This is a genomic window from Methanoculleus nereidis (assembly GCF_032944295.1).
GTDB classification, from domain to species: domain Archaea; phylum Halobacteriota; class Methanomicrobia; order Methanomicrobiales; family Methanoculleaceae; genus Methanoculleus; species Methanoculleus nereidis.
Map to the genome: position 1 here is coordinate 18,694 of NZ_JABFFQ010000016.1, position 16,293 is coordinate 34,986.

The 16,293-nt window shown below is 62.6% G+C and carries 16 protein-coding genes; 9 read left to right on the forward strand and 7 right to left on the reverse strand.

Annotation, left to right across the window (positions count from 1 at the left end; translation table 11 throughout):
• Positions 1-144: 144 nt before the first annotated feature.
• Both fdhF and HL657_RS13040 read left to right on the forward strand, forming a co-directional pair.
• Positions 145-2,211, forward strand: coding sequence for a formate dehydrogenase subunit alpha (gene fdhF, locus HL657_RS13035; RefSeq protein WP_317297243.1), 2,067 nt, complete (start codon positions 145-147; stop codon positions 2,209-2,211).
• Positions 2,212-2,213: 2 nt separating this feature from the next.
• Positions 2,214-3,452 (forward strand): Coenzyme F420 hydrogenase/dehydrogenase, beta subunit C-terminal domain, encoded by a 1,239-nt coding sequence (locus HL657_RS13040; RefSeq protein ID WP_317297244.1) that lies wholly within the window; start codon positions 2,214-2,216, stop codon positions 3,450-3,452.
• Positions 3,453-3,683: 231 nt separating this feature from the next.
• Here HL657_RS13040 and HL657_RS13045 read toward each other — a convergent pair whose 3' ends face one another.
• Positions 3,684-4,178: a hypothetical protein gene (locus tag HL657_RS13045; RefSeq protein ID WP_317297245.1), complete on the reverse strand. Its 495-nt coding sequence runs from the start codon at positions 4,176-4,178 to the stop codon at positions 3,684-3,686.
• A 177-nt stretch (positions 4,179-4,355) separates the two neighbouring features.
• Positions 4,356-5,327 (reverse strand): DUF1616 domain-containing protein, encoded by a 972-nt coding sequence (locus HL657_RS13050; protein WP_317297246.1) that lies wholly within the window; start codon positions 5,325-5,327, stop codon positions 4,356-4,358.
• A 175-nt stretch (positions 5,328-5,502) separates the two neighbouring features.
• Between HL657_RS13050 and HL657_RS13055 the strand changes: the two genes are divergently transcribed.
• Both HL657_RS13055 and HL657_RS13060 read left to right on the forward strand, forming a co-directional pair.
• Complete coding sequence (locus HL657_RS13055; protein WP_317297247.1) at positions 5,503-6,063, forward strand: archaellin/type IV pilin N-terminal domain-containing protein; 561 nt, start codon at positions 5,503-5,505, stop codon at positions 6,061-6,063.
• Positions 6,032-6,622 (forward strand): archaellin/type IV pilin N-terminal domain-containing protein, encoded by a 591-nt coding sequence (locus HL657_RS13060; RefSeq protein ID WP_317297248.1) that lies wholly within the window; start codon positions 6,032-6,034, stop codon positions 6,620-6,622. Before HL657_RS13055 ends, HL657_RS13060 begins: the two co-directional genes overlap by 32 nt.
• A gap of 5 nt (positions 6,623-6,627) precedes the next feature.
• Here the strand turns inward: HL657_RS13060 and HL657_RS13065 are convergent, their stop codons facing one another.
• Entirely contained in the window at positions 6,628-7,314 is a 687-nt protein-coding gene (locus tag HL657_RS13065; protein WP_317297249.1) for a metal-dependent hydrolase, read from the reverse strand.
• Positions 7,315-7,406: 92 nt separating this feature from the next.
• Between HL657_RS13065 and HL657_RS13070 the strand changes: the two genes are divergently transcribed.
• Positions 7,407-7,598 (forward strand): hypothetical protein, encoded by a 192-nt coding sequence (locus HL657_RS13070; RefSeq protein ID WP_317297250.1) that lies wholly within the window; start codon positions 7,407-7,409, stop codon positions 7,596-7,598.
• Here the strand turns inward: HL657_RS13070 and HL657_RS13075 are convergent.
• Both HL657_RS13075 and HL657_RS13080 read right to left on the reverse strand, forming a co-directional pair.
• On the reverse strand, positions 7,583-8,296 hold the full coding sequence (locus HL657_RS13075) for a DUF5714 domain-containing protein (RefSeq protein ID WP_317297251.1): 714 nt from the start codon (positions 8,294-8,296) through the stop codon (positions 7,583-7,585). The genes HL657_RS13070 and HL657_RS13075 overlap by 16 nt on opposite strands.
• 46 nt (positions 8,297-8,342) lie before the next feature.
• Positions 8,343-10,193: an ABC transporter ATP-binding protein gene (locus HL657_RS13080; protein ID WP_317297252.1), complete on the reverse strand. Its 1,851-nt coding sequence runs from the start codon at positions 10,191-10,193 to the stop codon at positions 8,343-8,345.
• A 144-nt stretch (positions 10,194-10,337) separates the two neighbouring features.
• On the opposite strand from HL657_RS13080, the gene HL657_RS13085 reads away from it, so the two are divergent.
• Positions 10,338-11,123: a DUF5518 domain-containing protein gene (locus tag HL657_RS13085; RefSeq protein WP_317297253.1), complete on the forward strand. Its 786-nt coding sequence runs from the start codon at positions 10,338-10,340 to the stop codon at positions 11,121-11,123.
• A gap of 597 nt (positions 11,124-11,720) precedes the next feature.
• Here the strand turns inward: HL657_RS13085 and HL657_RS13090 are convergent.
• Together HL657_RS13090 and HL657_RS13095 are read right to left on the reverse strand one after the other, a co-directional pair.
• Positions 11,721-12,755, reverse strand: a complete 1,035-nt coding sequence (locus HL657_RS13090) for a 6-phosphofructokinase (RefSeq protein ID WP_317297254.1) — start codon at positions 12,753-12,755, stop codon at positions 11,721-11,723.
• 1 nt (position 12,756) lies between these two features.
• Positions 12,757-13,680 carry a beta/alpha barrel domain-containing protein gene (locus HL657_RS13095; RefSeq protein WP_317297255.1) on the reverse strand — a complete coding sequence of 308 codons (924 nt, stop codon included), beginning with the start codon at positions 13,678-13,680 and terminating at the stop codon, positions 12,757-12,759.
• Positions 13,681-13,973: 293 nt separating this feature from the next.
• Between HL657_RS13095 and HL657_RS13100 the strand changes: the two genes are divergently transcribed.
• From HL657_RS13100 to HL657_RS13110, 3 genes are read left to right on the forward strand one after another with little or no spacing between them, the layout of a single operon-like run.
• A complete protein-coding gene (locus HL657_RS13100) occupies positions 13,974-14,651 on the forward strand; it encodes an amino acid ABC transporter permease (protein ID WP_317297256.1) in 678 nt (225 codons plus the stop codon).
• 3 nt (positions 14,652-14,654) lie between these two features.
• On the forward strand, positions 14,655-15,410 hold the full coding sequence (locus tag HL657_RS13105; RefSeq protein WP_317297257.1) for an amino acid ABC transporter ATP-binding protein: 756 nt from the start codon (positions 14,655-14,657) through the stop codon (positions 15,408-15,410).
• 8 nt (positions 15,411-15,418) lie between these two features.
• Complete coding sequence (locus HL657_RS13110; protein ID WP_317297258.1) at positions 15,419-16,105, forward strand: amino acid ABC transporter permease; 687 nt, start codon at positions 15,419-15,421, stop codon at positions 16,103-16,105.
• The last annotated feature ends 188 nt before the right edge of the window (positions 16,106-16,293 follow it).

Sequence of the window (16,293 nt, forward strand, 5' to 3'; positions counted from 1 at the left end):
ATTCCGGCGAGGACCGCCGATATCGTCCGGATCTCCCGGTGAAAGGCGTGCTGTAGCCCACACTTATTCGTCAAAATTGCACATGTTAATCACTACAATTAAATATGGCTAACCTCGAAATTTAATGTATCCGAGGTTTTAACCATGGATCTCAAGTATGTACAGACGACATGCCCGTACTGTGGTACGGGTTGCAGTTTCAACCTCGTTGTGAAGGACGGGAAGGTTGTCGGCACACAACCTTACAAGCGTTCTCCGGTCAACGAGGGAAAGGTCTGCCCCAAGGGGACCTACGCTCACGAGTTCGTGAACAGCCCGGACCGCCTGACCAAGCCGCTCATCAAGAAGGACGGCAAGTTTGTTGAGGCTACCTGGGACGAGGCTTACGACCTGATCGCACAGAAGTTCAAGTCGTACAAGCCCGATGAGATTGCCTGCCTCTCCTCAGCCCGTGTCTCCAACGAAGAGAACTACCTGCTGATGAAACTGGCACGCGGCGTCTTCAAGACGCGGCACGTCGACCACTGCGCCCGGCTCTGCCACGCGTCCACCGTCGCCGGCCTCGCCGCCTCGTTCGGCTCCGGTGCGATGACCAACTCCATCCTCGACATCGCCGAGTCCAAGTGCGTCTTCGTCATCGGGTCCAACACATTCGAGCAGCACCCGCTGATCGGCCGCAAGATCGTCCAGGCCAAGCTGAACGGTGGGAAGGTCATCGTCTTTGACCCGCGCTACACCCCGACCGCCAAGCAGGCCGACCTCTACGCCTCCTTCTACTCCGGCACCGATGTGGCCATCCTCAACTGCCTGATGGGCGAGATCATCAGGAACGGATGGGAGGACAAGGAATGGGTCTCGAAGCGTGCAAAGGGATACGAGGAGCTCAAAGCGGTCGTGCTCAGCGACGCCTATCTCCCCGAGAACGTCGAGAAGATCTCCGGAATTTCCGCTGCAGACCTTAAGACCGCAGCCGAATGGATCGGTACCGCCGAATCCTCCGCGCTCCTCTACTCGATGGGCATCACCCAGCACACCGTGGGTGTCGACAACGTCAAGTCGACCGCCAACCTCCAGATGCTGACCGGAAACATCGGCAGGCGTGGTGGCGGCGTGAACGCGCTCCGTGGCCAGAACAACGTTCAGGGCGCCTGCGACATGGGTGCTCTCCCGGTCGTCTTCACCGGCTACCAGAAGGTCATCGACGAGGCCGTCCACAAGAAGTTCGCCGACGCCTGGGGCTTCCCCGACGGCATCTGCGAGCCCAAGAATGGGTACGAGGTCACCGTCATGTTCAACGTCCTGGCCGACAACCCCGGCGAGCTCAAGGCGATGTACATCATGGGCGAGAACCCGATGCTCTCCGACCCGGACCTCACCCACGCAGAGCATGCACTCGAGCAACTCGAGTTCCTGGTCGTCCAGGATATCTTCCTGACCGAGACCGCCCAGCACGCCGACGTCGTGCTGCCCGCCACCTGCTACGCAGAGAAGGAAGGCACCCAGACCAGCACCGAGCGGCGTGTCCAGATGTGGCGCAAGGCCCAGGACCCGCCCGGCGAGGCGAAGGTCGACTGGCAGATCATCAGCGAAGTGGCGGCCGCCATGGGCTACGCCGACCAGTTCCCCTACCAGAGCGCCGAGGAGATCTTTGCTGAGATCGCCGCCCTCACGCCGTCCTACCACGGGATGAACTACGAGCGGCTCAACAAGCCCGAAGCACTCCACTGGCCCTGCCCCACGGAGGATCACCCCGGCACCCCGATCCTGCACATCGGCAAGTGTTCGCACCCCGATGGCATGGGCGTGATGCACCCCATCGAGTGGAAACCGCCGGCGGAAGTCCCCGACGCGGAGTACCCCTACATCCTCACCACCGGACGCTGCATCTGGCACTGGCACACCGGGTCCATGACCCGCCGCTCCGAGACTCTCGATACCGAGGTCCCGACCGGCTGGATCGAGATCAACACCGAGGACGCGAAGGCACTCGGTATCCAGGACAAGGAGATGGTCCGTGCCGCCAGCCGCCGTGGCGAAGTCACAGTCGAAGCGAAAGTGACCGACGAGATCAAGAAGGGCGTCATGTTCATGCCGTTCCACTTCGCCGAGTGTGCAGCGAACAGACTGACGAACAACGCACTCGACCCGATCGCGAAGATCCCTGAGTTCAAGGCCTGTTCTGTGAAGGTCGAGAAGATTACGGAGGCCTGAACATGGCAGCGAAAGGAGACATGGTCTACGCACGGGCAGCCGACGCCGCCTGCCAGGAGAGGGGCGAGTGCGGCGGAGCGGTCACCGCTCTGCTGACGCACGCGCTCGAGTCCGGCATGGTGGATGCTGTCTTTGCCATCAAGAAGGGACAGGACATCTATGATGCGGTCCCCACACTCATCACCGACCCCGCCGAGATCGCAGAGACGGCAGGTTCGCTCCACTGCGGAACGCTCCTGCTCTCGAAGCTGGTCAAGAAGTACCTGGAAGGCGCCGAGGACATGCGGATCGCCATGCCGGTAAAGGGCTGCGACGCGATGGGCCTCTACGAGCTCGCGAAGCGCAACCAGGTCAACCTGGACAACATCCTGATGATCGGCCTCAACTGCGGCGGTTCTGTCAGCCCGGTCCTGGCCCGCAAGATGATCGCCGAGAAGTTCGAAGTCGATCCCGACGATGTCGTCAAGGAAGAGATCGACAAGGGCCAGTTCATCATCGTCACGAAGGACGGCCAGCACAAGGGCATCTCGATGGACGAGCTCGAGGAAGAAGGCTACGGCCGCCGGTCCAACTGCCGCCGCTGCAAGATGAAAGTCCCGCGCCAGGCGGACCTCGCCTGCGGCAACTGGGGCGTCATCGGCGACCAGGCAGGCAAGGCTACCTTCGTCGAGGTCTGCTCTGAGAAGGGTGCGAACCTCCTCGACGGTGCTGTCGCGGCCGGCGTTCTCAAGACCGGTGCCGCAAACCCGAAGGGTATCGAGATCCGCGGCAAGGTCGAGGGCGCCATGCTGAAGCTCGGCGACAAGTGGCGGGCGAAAGACTTCGAGGCACTCGGCGAAGGCAAGGAGCGCCTGAAGACGATCATGGACGCGACGAGCCGGTGTATCAAGTGCTACGCCTGCATCGAGAACTGCCCGATCTGCTACTGCGTCGAGTGCAGCACGAAGAAGTCCTACCTGGTCACGCCCGGTCAGGTTCCGCCGCCCTTCATGTTCCACCTGATCCGCTACGCCCACATCTCGGACTCGTGTATCAACTGCGGCCAGTGCGAGGAGAACTGCGCGATGGATATCCCGAACGCGCTCTTCATGCACGCCCTGCAGGTCGATCTCCAGGAGATGTTCGGCCACACCCCGGGTGTGGACATGGAACTCCCGGTGCTCGCCATGGTCGAGGAGCAGACGGAACGCAAGCGTCTCTCCGATACCGGCAGCGACCAGATCTTCAACATCTTCGAGTAAGGGAGATATCTCCCTCTTTTTTTGGATAGGTTACGGCCCGGCAGATGCCGCCTTCTTCTCCGGTCAGCGACTATAGGGGCTCCCATAGTTCGAGGGCCACGCCTGCGGCAGGCTAACCCGGATGCTTTCGTTGCGAACTCTGGATCCGTCAGAAAAAAAGGGTGATGGGATCTCAACAAAGTTATTATCAGTTGTTTCGTAGGGCACTACCGAAAAAAGGGAGATTTCTGCTCACGCAGTAGCGTGAGAAAGTGCCGGGATGGCGCTCTGGCCGGAGAAGGTCTCCTCGTGGCCGTCAGGGAACCGGACAACTGTCAGGTCGGGGGAGAAGTCAGCCTCGACAAGCGGTGCGAACCAGTAACGGTCGAGCACCGCCTGCGCCCCGGTGAGGTCAAGTCCCGGTGTCAGGTAAACGTTCCCGCCATCGGTGCTGTTGACCCTTGCAAAATCCTGGACCATGAATTCGGCGACATCGATCTCGGCCGAGGTCACCGTTACGGGAACCCCCAGCGCATCCTCGAGCGCGGCCTTCAGCTCCTGCTCCGGTTCGGCAATCTTGAAGAAGACAGCAATTCTCTCGATCCACGAGAGGGTGTAGTTAAAGGTGATCTCCGCACTCCCGTCCTCTTCCACGGCAATAACAAGATTGTCTGCACTAAAAGCCCCGGCCGGTGCCGCCATAAGTGCCAGGATCAGGAGGGAGGCGACCAGAATTTCGCGTCTCATTCGTGTACCTCAAACAGCCATACGCCGTCTGCATGGATAAATATTTGGAAGAAGCCTGCTCTATCTCACGGCTTCTTCCAGCCGCTCCATCAACAGGCGGCGGGTGGGAGACCCGGCCCGGACCATGGGGGCCGCGTCCCTTGAGTCCCTCTCCCTGCGTGCATCACTGTCCCGCCGTCAGTGCACCCGCAGCCAGAGGTGCAGGTCGCGGTAACCGACTTCGGTGAGGTTGTTTACGGGAATAGCGTCCGGGGGTGTCTCCTTGAAGAGGAGGAACTCGATCCTGTTTGTATCCGGATCCATGATCCGGAAGGTGTAGGGCTGCTCCACGGTCTGGTTATGCGGCACCGTGACGGCGAACCGGTCCAGAAGCGTCGCCGAGATGATCGTCGACTGGTTTGTCGCGTTATCGAACCTGCTCTCTACGGCAAACGTCTCCACCGTGTAGGTGATGTCCCGGTACTCGTGGTTCCCGATCCCGAGAATGACTGTCTGCGGCGTTCCGCTCATGAACTCGGTCGGATAATCGGCAGCCTTCCCCTTCGGCCCGAGGATGTAAAATTCGGTGAACTTCTCGCCCTCTTTCGGGACCGCGACGATGAAGACCGTCGTCGCGACGGCCACGAGGACGACGGCAACAAGGACGATGCTCAAGACCCGGTCGGTCCGGGATACGGAACCGCCGGTAAACTCCTCTTTCATCGTGGCGAGGTACGTGCCGACCGGAACGGTGAAGCGGTTCTCTTCGGGCAGTTCGCGGCGTCGGAACTGAGCGATGAGACCGATGGCGAGGCTGAATATCACGAGAGTGACGACGATGGGATCGAGCCGGATCCCCCAGGGCGTATAGTTGAGCGCGAGGCCGGAGAGCGGCACGATTGCGATGGAAAGCCCCATCGACAGGGCAACGCGCTCTATTCCTTCAAGGTCGCCCCTTGCCGGGAAGAGGGCGGCGATCAGGAGGTAGCCGGGGATGAAGAGAATGAACGGCAGGACAAAAACCACGCGGAGGGGGCTCTCGCTGATGACCGGCGCATACATACCGGCAAGGGCGAGGAAGATCCACAGGTAGATGCTTTTTAAGTCCAGCGGGATGGTGCGGGGGTCCAGGGAACCGATGAGATGACCTGCGGTGGTTTCTGACGTCATTCTGTTACCCAATAAAAACGCATGCTATAAATAGGTTCTCCGGGAGCGGACTCCTGCCGCGGCAATGGTTCCACTTCTGGTCCGCCGCTGTCGGGCTCTTGAGCGGCGCGTTTGCCCCATACGCTCCGGGAAAGATCAGCATCTTTTAATCGAAGCGCGACAAAACCGCAATTATATGCCCCGGGAAGACAGGGACGAACAGGGTTTCACGGGACTTGAGGCGGCCATCGTCTTCATCGCCTTCATCGTCGTCGCGTCAGTCTTCGCATACACCGTTCTCGGGGTAGGCATGGCCACATCGCAGAAGAGCCAGGAGACGATGCATGCCGCCCTTGACGAAGCCGGGTCCGCTCTCCGCCCGGGATACACGGTCATCGCCAAACTGGACAACGATCAGGGCAACCTTGACTTCATAGAGTTCGACCTGGAGACCGCGACCGATCTCGCCGTGATCGACATGGGACGCATGACCTATACCGTCGCCACAAAAGAGGCTCTTGTCACGTTCCCCCCGGGCGACTCCGCCGTAACCGTAACCTGGCGGTATCCAAAAGACGGCGGACCCCTCCTGGAAGCGGGGGAGGTCGTCACGGTGAGACTGAAGGTCGACTCCGCGAGCATCCGGCGGGGAGATACGTTCACCCTCGATATAACCGCTTCGGACGGGACGACCGCTTCGCTGACCAGAACAATTCCCGCGGGGGTTGGGAAGAACGTCTACCTCGAGCTCTTCTGATGCCGGGTTCACCGGGCTCGAGGCAGCGATCGTGCTCATCGCGTTTGTCATCGTTGCCGCCATCTTTGCCTATGTCGTCCTGACGGCGGGTATCCTCTTCTCAGAGGAGAGCCAGTCCACCGTCCACCAGGGCGTCCACGAGGCAGGATCGAGCATCACCCTGGCCAGTACCGTCTACGGCGTCAGCAAGACGCGCGAATCCATCGATTACATCCTCATCCCTATCGAGCTCACTGCCGGCGGCGAGCCGATCGATATGAACACGGTATCCATCCGCCTTATCGGTCCTTCACATGCGAGAATCGTTCTGCAGAACGATCCTCTCATCGATGCTTTCCCCCGGGTTGGAAGATGGAGCGTCCAGGAGCGGTTCAGCGCCGACTCCGACACTCTTCTTGAGGCCCGGGAGCGGTATGTATTGAACATCTCACCGGATATCAAGACCGATTACAAGCCGTACAAAACGTTTGTCGTCGAGATCAAGCCGGCGGGGAGGGCGGCGCTCCGCGTCGAGAGGACCGTCCCGGGCAGCATCAATGGGATCACTTCCCTCACCTGACGGCGCTACCCGGCATCCAGAAGGTCCCGGTGCCGTATTGCCCCGATAACCCCGACAGTCCCCACCGCTGCAAGCATCAGGTAATCCTCCGGCCCTGCCCCGGCCATCAGGATGCTCTCCGGGATGCCGGCCGCCCAGGCGTAGAGAGAGGCAAGGGTGAGGACTCCCACGAGCGGGATGGAGACGCGGACGATTGTCGCGGCGATGCTGGAAGAGTCGGGGTGGATGCCCCGGCAGGCAGCAAGGGCGATGCCGGCCGATGCAGCGAGGAATATCCATTCAGAGAGCGAAGAGACCTCAGCCAGAATGGCGTTGCCGAAGTAGTTGGTGAACTCGTGGGGTTCGTACGGGCCGAGGAGCGGGAAGTACCAGGTGACGGGTATCGCCCACATCGCGTCGAGGACCTGGTGGGAGAGTGTGCCGGCCGCGACTGCGAGGAGTGCGAACGATTGGCGCCGTCGCATGAGAATGATGCCTGCAACGAGCAGGAGCGCGAGGAAGAGCAGTCCGTGCCCGAATATCCGCCCGGAGTTGAGGGACCCCCCGAGAAGGATGTGGCCCAACGGTTTATCGATCAGGTCGGGCAGGACGGCCCCGAGAGCACAGAAGCCGATGAGCCGCCGGTCATCCAGATGTTTGGCGATCGCGAGGCCCAGGATGAGGCCGAGGAACAGGTGGCAGGCAACGAACATTCTTCATAGAATCGATGCTGGCGGGTATAATCCTGCGGTCAGGGGTATACCAAACGGTTATGGTCGGAGAAGATCGAGAACTCTCCAGACAAATGGCTACGCTCGACAGACGCGAACTCCTCGTCATCTTCGCATCCTTCCTCATCGGCAGTGCGGCGGGCTGGTGGAGCCGCATGCACTGGCAGAGCAGCATTGCTGCCGTCGCAGCGACGCTTATCGGGACCGTCGCCGGCTACCTCCTCATCGCCGCTGCTCTGCGGGCCGCGGGTCACCCGGTCAGGTAGCCGGCGTGGAAGGGGCACTCCTCCCGCAGGCATTCGCGGTTGATCTCGCTGTACTCGCACCGCACCGCTTCTTCCAACGGGAGGGTTACGCCGAACCGCTCCGAGAGAAACGTGACCGCAGTGCGGATCGCAAGCCAGGAATCACGTTTGCAGCACCGGGGGCCGCCGTGCCGGGCGATCGTCATCAGGCTGCGTGCGGTCATCTGGTTTGAAAGCGACCACTCCTGCTTCTTTAAGGGTGTCGACCCGGTGATCAGGCTCACGAAGATGCCGGTCCCGACCGCCGCGCCGCAGGTGCCGTGGGTTCCGCAGGCCCCTCCCGGGACCGCACCGGCCCTTGCACGCGCCTGCCGGAGCAGCGGCCCCTTTCGCCCCGGCTCTCCCCGGTGATTGCAGTACGCGGCGATGAGGCTTGCGGGCACGAGGAAGTGGTGCTCCGGCCCGTGCATCCTGACCGCCGGATTCCGCATCAGGATACAGGCGATGGCAAGCGGGTCTTCGAGCGCCGTCGTGATGCAGAACTGCTCGATAAGGTCGAGCGCCTCCAGGCTGTGGCACCGGTCGCAGACGAAGTGCCCGGCTTCGCAGGCAGCGGTGGTGCTCCGGACCTCGCCGCAGACGGCGCACGCAAGGTCGCGGGGCTCCTCGCTGTACACGAGGTCCCGGCCGCAGATCAGGCAGCCTGCCTTATGCTCCATGCCATACGATGCGTCGCCGCACGGGATAAGCCTGCGGCCCGGGGGATCAGGAGACGGTTGACCGGCCGAAGAGGGAGGTGCGATCGGTACCGGGTGTATCGGTGGTATTTGCTCCCCGGCACTCCCGCGCTCGTCCGCCTTCGATCGTGAGGACGCGGTCGGCGAGTTCCAGGAGCGACGGGCGGTGGGAGACGAGGATGGTCGTCCGGTCCCGGACTAGGAGCCGGAGCGTCCGGCGGATCTGGTCCTCGGTCTGCATATCCAGCGCTGACGTGGGTTCGTCGAGGATGAGGATGGGCGCATCCTTCAGGAACGCACGGGCGATGGCGATCCTCTGGCGCTGGCCGACGGAGAGCTGGGTCCCGCGCTCCCCGACGATTGTTCCGTAACCTTCGGGAAACCGCACGATGTCGTCATGGATCTGTGCTTTCCGGGCGGCTTCTACGACGTCCTCGAAGGTGGCCTCGGGCCTGCTGTAGCGGATGTTCTCCTCGATGGTGGTGTAAAAGAGGAAGAGGTCCTGCGAGACGATCGATATCTGCCGCCGCAGCCACCGGGGGTCGAGCGATGCAAGGTCGTGGTTGTCAAGCGTGATCGTGCCTTCCTGCGGCGCAAAGGCCCGGAGGATCAGATTGATGAGCGTCGTCTTCCCGGCCCCGGTCCGCCCGACGACGGCAACCACCTCGCCGGGACGGGCGATGAAATTCACGTCCGAGAGGACCGGTTCGGACTCCGTGTAGCCGAACCGGACACCGGAGAACTCGATCCGGCCCTGCACCGCGGCGGGCACGATCCCGCCGCCTCCTCCGGTGCCCGCCTCGCCGGGTATCCGGAAGAGTTCGCGCAGGCGGGCGGCGGACGTGAGTGCGGGCTGCATGACGACGGGGAAGGCGAAGAAGGTGTTGACGGTGGGCGCGAACGTCACGATATAGATCGCGAACGCGACGAAGTCCCCGACGGTCATGGCGCCGGCGAGCACCTCGTTCCCGCCGAACCAGAAGACGGCGATCAGCATGAGCGACATCGTGCCAACCCTGAAATACTCCGCGAACGCCGAGAGCATCGTGTTTTTGATCCGGGCGTCGACCATGTTTTTGAGCGTCCCGGAGACCCTGTGCACCTCCCGGTCCTCTGCGGCGTGCGTCTTTACGGTGTCGATGCCGGAGATCACCTCCTGGAGGTCCCGTGAGACGTAGGCCTGCCGCTCCCGCTCCCGGTGGGTGGCGGCGCGGATCCGCCGGATAAAGACGGCGTTGACCAGCAGGTAGAGGGGGATGAAGGCGACGGCGACGAGGGTCAGCCTGAGGTTCAGGAAGCAGAGGATGGCGAAGGTGAAGGCGACGTAGAGGGCGTTCGAGGCGATCTGGGGGAGGTACTGGGAGACGGTGTACTGCAGGATCTGGACGTCGTCGGAGAGGCGGGACATGATGTAGCCGGTCTGCTGCGACTTGAAGTACGAGAGCGGGAAGCTCAAGACGTGCTCGACGAGGGTGGTCTGGAGGTTGAAGGCGTAGCCTTCCCGGAACCGGGCGGTCCAGTAGTTCCGGAGGAGATCCATGCCGCCGGTGAAGAACCCGAGCACCAGGAGGGCGGCGATGAGGATGTTGAGCGACGAGAGGAGCCCGCCGGCGCCTGCAATAAGGGTATCGGGGGCCGGAGTCTCCCCGAGCAGGATGTTGTCGATGAAGAACTTGATGCTGAGGGGGAGTACCGCCTTTGCGGCTGCAACGAGCGCCGTCGCCACGAGGGCCAGCACGCCCAGGCTCCAGATGGGCCGGGCAAACCGGAGGAAGAAGCCGAGGTCGGAGAACCGGAGGTCCTTCTTCGCCGTCGCCGGCTGCTGCATGATCTCCCGGGTGAAGGCGGCGGTGCGCCGGCAGTAGTCTGTGATGCTCATGGTATACAATCCGGTAGGGGAACGTTCTCCGGTCTTTCGCCGGGTCTCTGTTGCAGTTCCATACCCGCCCTGCCGTATAATACCTGCGCTCCGCCGGCCGGGGCGAATCGAAACGGGTAAACCAAGACGGGACGAGATCCCCATATGGCAGCGTGTGCCCTCAGGCGCTGGAAAGGGGCGGTTCCGGGAGCGCTGGCAGGCGGCGGCCTCTTTCTTCTCGGCCGGCTGGAGTTTCTCCCGGACCCGGTCATGACGGTGGCGCTCCTCTTTTGCGGGGGGCTCGTCGCCGGGCTTCTCACCCCGGGCTCGGTGAAGGACGGCGCTGTTGCCGGTGCCGTCTGCGGGGTGCTCGTGGCGCTGCTTGCAGCCTCTGGAGCAGCCCTCATGAGCCTGGTAGAGAGCAATCCGCAGTATCCCCCGTTCTGGATGACCTTCGGCTTCTACGCCCTGATCCTCACGGCACTCCTCCTCCCCTACAACGCCGTCGGCGGGGCGGCCGGGACGGCGGTGCGGAACGGGGTCCGGAGAGGCGGCACCGGGGCGGGCGAACGGGGCCGGTGGATCGGGATTGGCGTCGGCACGGCCGTCATCGCCGGTTCGTCTCTCCTCGTTGCCTTTCTCGGCCCGCTGCTCCTGGCTCCTCCGCTCGCCGGCGGATTCATCGCGGGGTACGCTGCCGGGCCGAGACCGGAGGACGGCCTCGAGGCCGGGCTTGTCGCGGCGCTCTTCGGCACCGGCCTCTTCCTGATTCCATTCCTCTGGACGGCGTCCCATGCTGAGGGTTTTGTCGCCGGGCTTGCGGGGATGGTCGGGATCGCCCTGGGATTGCTCTTCCCACTCCTCGGAACCGTCGCCGGGGTTGCCGGGGCGGTTGTACGGGCGAGTTTTGGGAAAGAGCAGGGCAGGAACCTGGGAGGGCCTGAGGATTAAGGGGAGGCTCCTTTCACCCCCGTAAAAGATGCTCGCGATTTTATTCAGGAATTTTTGCGTGTGGGGGCGGGCGCTATGGTCTCACGCAGGAGTGTACGATGGGCATGAGAAAGGAACGTAAAAAACAGGGAACTTTCGGCTTTGTTGAACCCGGATCTGTCTCTCCCGATGGTCGCACTCCGGAGCACGGCTTTCCACCGTATATCGCCATGACTGCCCCCGCCCCGAGGTGTGGGGAACGACTGCCGGAACGGCAGGAGTTTGAGCACCGAAGGTGCGGAGGAGGAGGCCGAAGGCCGGGCGGGGTGCAACGGACGGGACGTCCGGAGCTTGAGAAGACCGAAGGTCTTCAAGTGGGGGTTACACGTCTGCCTTGGGATAGAGACAGGGGAGGGGGGATGCTCCCCCCTCCCCGTCAGCCCCTCCCCCAATGGCGATAGCCGCCACGGTCCACTGTACCGGGCTTCTGCATCGCCGCAGTTGTTACCTCTCGGCCTCCCGATACCAGACCCCTGCCCCGCCTGCAACGCCGGGTGCAACGCTATCCCCACGCCACAAACCGTATTCCCGGGACTAAAAGCGATTGAGAGGCCCCCGTCACCCCCCGTAAAAGATGCTCGCGATTTTGTAGAGGTCCATATTCACTGTCTTGAGGTTCGCCACCGCCTCCTCGAGCGGGACCGCGACGATATCATTCCCCCGGAGCGCGACCATCTTCCCGAAGTCCTTCTCCTTGATGAGGTCCGCCGCCGCCACCCCGAACCGGGTCGCGAGCACCCGGTCGTGCGCCGTCGGGGAGCCGCCGCGCTGGATGTGCCCGAGCACCGTCACCCGCACCTCCATATCGAGCCGTTGTTCAAGTTCGTCGCGCAGGTAGTTCCCGACGCCGCCGAGGGTGACGTGGCCGAACTCATCCGTCCGTGCGGACTGTGCGATCGCCTCCGCCATCCCCTTCGGCTGGGCGCCCTCGGCGACCACGACGATGCTGAACTTCTTCCCCCGCTCGTAGCGCGCCCGGAGATGGTGGGTGACCTCGTCGAGGTCGAACGGGATCTCTGGAATGAGGATCTCATCGGCCCCGCCCGCGATCCCGGCCACGGTCGCGATCCACCCGGCGTGCCGGCCCATCACCTCCACGACCATGACGCGGTGGTGCGACTCCGCCGTCGTGTGGAGGCGGTCGATCGCCTCCGTGACGGTTGCGACGGCGGTATCGAACCCGAAGGTGTAGTCGGTTGCACCGACGTCGTTGTCGATGGTCTTGGGGACCCCCACCACCGGGATACCTATCTTCGAGAGTTTGCTCGCGACACCCAGGGTATCCTCGCCGCCGATCGCAACGATCGCGTCGATTCCGAACTTCCTGATGTTGTCGCGCAACCGCTGGACGTCGGCCTCGTTCTTGAAGGGGTTCGTCCGCGACGTCCCGAGGATCGTCCCGCCCTTCGGGAGGATCCCGGTCACCGAGTAGTCGGTGAGCGGTTCGACGTTCCCGGCCACGAGGCCGTGCCATCCGTCCCGGATCCCGATCGTGTCGAACCCGTATTTCGCTCCCGTCCGCACGACCGCCCGGATCACCGCGTTCAGGCCCGGGCAGTCGCCTCCTCCCGTCAGTATGCCGACTGTCGTCATCCTAACACCTGCCTCCCGTGCAGATCTCGTTTGCCTCCTCCACGCTCGCATCGTCGAGGGTGATCGCCGATATCGCGTTGCAGAACCGGACCGCCTCCTCAAGCGAGCGCTGGTGGATGTTCCTGCCGGTCGCGTTCCCGACCGTGCCGCCGATGTGGATCTGGTCGTGGAGCTGCTGCAGGAACTCCGGCATATCGGCATGCGACCCGCCCGCACAGACGACACCGGTCCTGCCTGCGGCCGCCACCGCCTCACGGAGCAGCGCAGCGTCGACCGATTTACCAACTTTGGGCGGGTTCACCTTCGCGAAGTCGCTCCCGAGGGTCGCCGCGACGCCCGCCGCGCCCGCGACCAGGTGCGGGTCCCGCTCGTCCTTGACCGCCTTGCCGCGGGGATACATCCAGAGCACGGTGATAAGACCGTTATGGTGCGCATTGTTGATGATCTGGGCAGCCTGGTAGAGCATCATCGCCTCGTATTCGCTCCCGAGGTAGACCGTGTAGCCGACGCCGAGGATCGAGAGCCCCGTCCGGTCCCGGAGGTCGACGGCCTGCCGGACGAGGTGGAGCTCCGAACTGAGCGGGTCGCGCTGGGAGGTCCCGACCAGGTTGGTCTTGGAGTTGAGTTTGACGAGATACGGCACGTCACGGTAATCTCCGCCGTACCGGGCGATCATCCCGAGTTGCGTCGCAAAGACCCCGATCCGCGCCCGGCTCGCGATCCGGAAGAGGTGCTCCGGGTCGGCATCGTCTGGATGGATGCCTTCGCCGTAAAAATCGTCGTTGAGGTGTTCAATCTTCTGGTCCCCGGCAAAGAGCATCAGCCTCCCGGTGCCATGCGTGATTGTCCGGTAGTTCTCCCGATACCTCTCCTGCTCCTCAGGGGGCACATCGAGAGGGATCCTGATATCGGGTGCAGGTGGCATACCCCCTTCCTCGGCGTCCCCACATACTTAAGTGTTGCTGGAGTCCGGGGGAACGGCGTGGAGGAATGAGTCGAATGCCAGCGGCGCCGGATATCCGGCTTACGCTCTCTATCGGGGCGTTGCCGGGCCGTTCATGAAGAGGACGGAGCGCATCACCGCCGGGGGTCAATCCTCCTCAATTGAGGAGGATTTAACAACGTTTATTTTGCTCTCCGTCAGAATCATTCGTAGAGTACCCGGCGCTGTCCTTCCGTCTGAAAAACAGTGTCGCACAATGATTCAGGGATAGCCAAATGGACGTTCTGCCAGTTCTTATCGAGTGGTTGCCGTATCTCCTATCGGGTGTTGCCTCTACCCTCGGCCTGGTCCTCGTTGCTCTCGTCCTCGGCCTCCTCCTCGGGCTGCCCATGGCGCTCGGCCAGGTGTACGGCTCCCGGCCGGTGCGCTGGGTCATCGGGATCTACGTCTGGTTCTTCCGGGGCCTCCCCATCCTCGTCCTGCTCTTCCTCTTCTGGTTCGGCATATTCCCGGCAATCGGGCTCGGTAACCTCTCGGCGTTTGTCGTCGGAGCGATCGTGCTGGGCCTCCGGGGGGCGGCATACCAGTCCCAGATCTTCCGGGGGGCCATCCAGTCGGTCGGGGAGGGACAGATGATTGCGGCGCGATCTCTCGGGATGAGCAGGACTACGGCCATCCGTTCCGTCATCCTCCCCCAGGCAATGCGTATTGCTCTCCCCGGATGGTCGAATGAGTATCCCAATATCCTGACGGACTCGGCGGTCTGCTACGCGATCGGGGTCGTGGAGCTGCTCACCATAACGTCGCGTATGGTCACGCAGACCAACGTTATGATGCCGGTCTACCTCACCGCGGCCGGGATCTTCATCATCTTAAACTACGGGGGCCTCAAGGTCCTGCACAGGCTTGAAGCGAGGATAGCAATCCCGGGATTCGGGACCGGAGCGATGTAGAGCATGAACAGCAATAACGTTGTGCTGAAAGTCGAGGACATTCGCAAGTCCTTTGGGGAGAACGAGGTCTTGCGAGGGGTCTCGTTCGATGTCCGCCGCGGCGAGACGAAGGTCTTCATCGGTCCTTCGGGGACAGGAAAGAGCACGCTTCTGCGGTGCATCAACCAGCTGACACCGCCCGACCGCGGAAAGGTCTGGCTCGACGGAGAGGAGGTCACGAATTCGGGGGCCCGGATCAACTACTTCCGGCAAAAGATCGGGATGGTCTTTCAGAACTTCTTCCTCTTCGACCACCTCACCGCGCTGAAAAATGTCGAACTGGCGCTCTTGAAGGTCAGGGGCATGGGCAAAGCGGAGGCGCGCGAGAAGGCGCTCACCGAACTCCGACAGGTGGGGATGGAGGACTGGGCCGACCATTATCCGGCCGAACTCTCCGGCGGCCAGGCCCAGCGGGTATCCATCGCCCGGGCGCTTGCCATGGACCCGGACGTCATCCTCTTCGACGAACCGACGTCCGCGCTCGATCCCGAACTGACGAGGGAGGTGCTCGAGGTCATGAAGAAGCTGGCCCGGGAGGGGATGACGATGCTCGTCGTCACCCACGAGATGGGGTTTGCCTGCTCGGTTGCAAACGAGGTCCTCTTTATGGAGAACGGCGTGGTTGCCGAGCAGGGGTCGCCGGACCTGCTCCTGCATGATCCGCGGTTCACCCGGATGAAGGACTTCATCGGCCGGATCGATTCCCGGATGGAGGATTGAGGAGCGGCATGGACCAGGCAGTCTTCCTCTTCGAGATCCTCCTCCCGGCGCTGATGCAGGGGCTGGTCGTAACCCTGCAACTGATTGCGTGCTCCGCCCCGTTCGGCCTTGCGCTCGGGATCGCCGTCGCGGTCGGAAGACAGTACGGCAACCCGGTTGTATCCTGGCTTTGTAAGACGTTCGTCTTCCTTATCAAGGGCACGCCGCTCCTCCTCCTCCTCTTCATCCTCTACTTCGGGCTCCCGTCGATCGGGATCACCTTCACCGCGTTCGTGGCATCGGTGGTCGGCTTTATCCTCTGCAACGGGGCGTACAACGCCGAGTACATCCGGGGTGCCCTTATCTCCATCAAGGACGGTCAGATGGTTGCCGCCCAGGCGCTCGGGATGACCCGGTGGCAGGCGATCAGAAGCGTCATCCTGCCGCAGGCGCTCCGCCGGGCGATACCGGGGCTTTCGAACGAGTTCATCTACCTGATCAAGTACTCGTCGCTTGCCTACATGATCACCGTGATCGAACTCTCTGGGGCGGGGAAACTGGTGGCGACGAAGTACTTCACCTACACGGAGTCGTTTGCAGCCGTCGGCATCGTCTACCTGGTGCTGGTCTCGATCACGACCGTCGCGGTCAATATCCTGGAGAAGCGGGTGGCCGTCCCCGGAACGACCCGGGCCACCGCCGCGGCTCAGTTGTGATTTTTTGAAATGCGAATTCTTTGGATAGGAGATTACTGCCGGTATGGTTCTGGGGTGTACCGAGCGATCCCAGGTAGCCCCGGTAAGGTGTTGCAGTCGATAAGCAGATCGGAGCTCCGAAAAAGCCCGATACACTGGACCGGGGGAATATCGCGTCTGGGGGGTGGGGACAGGGGAGGGGGGCAGGC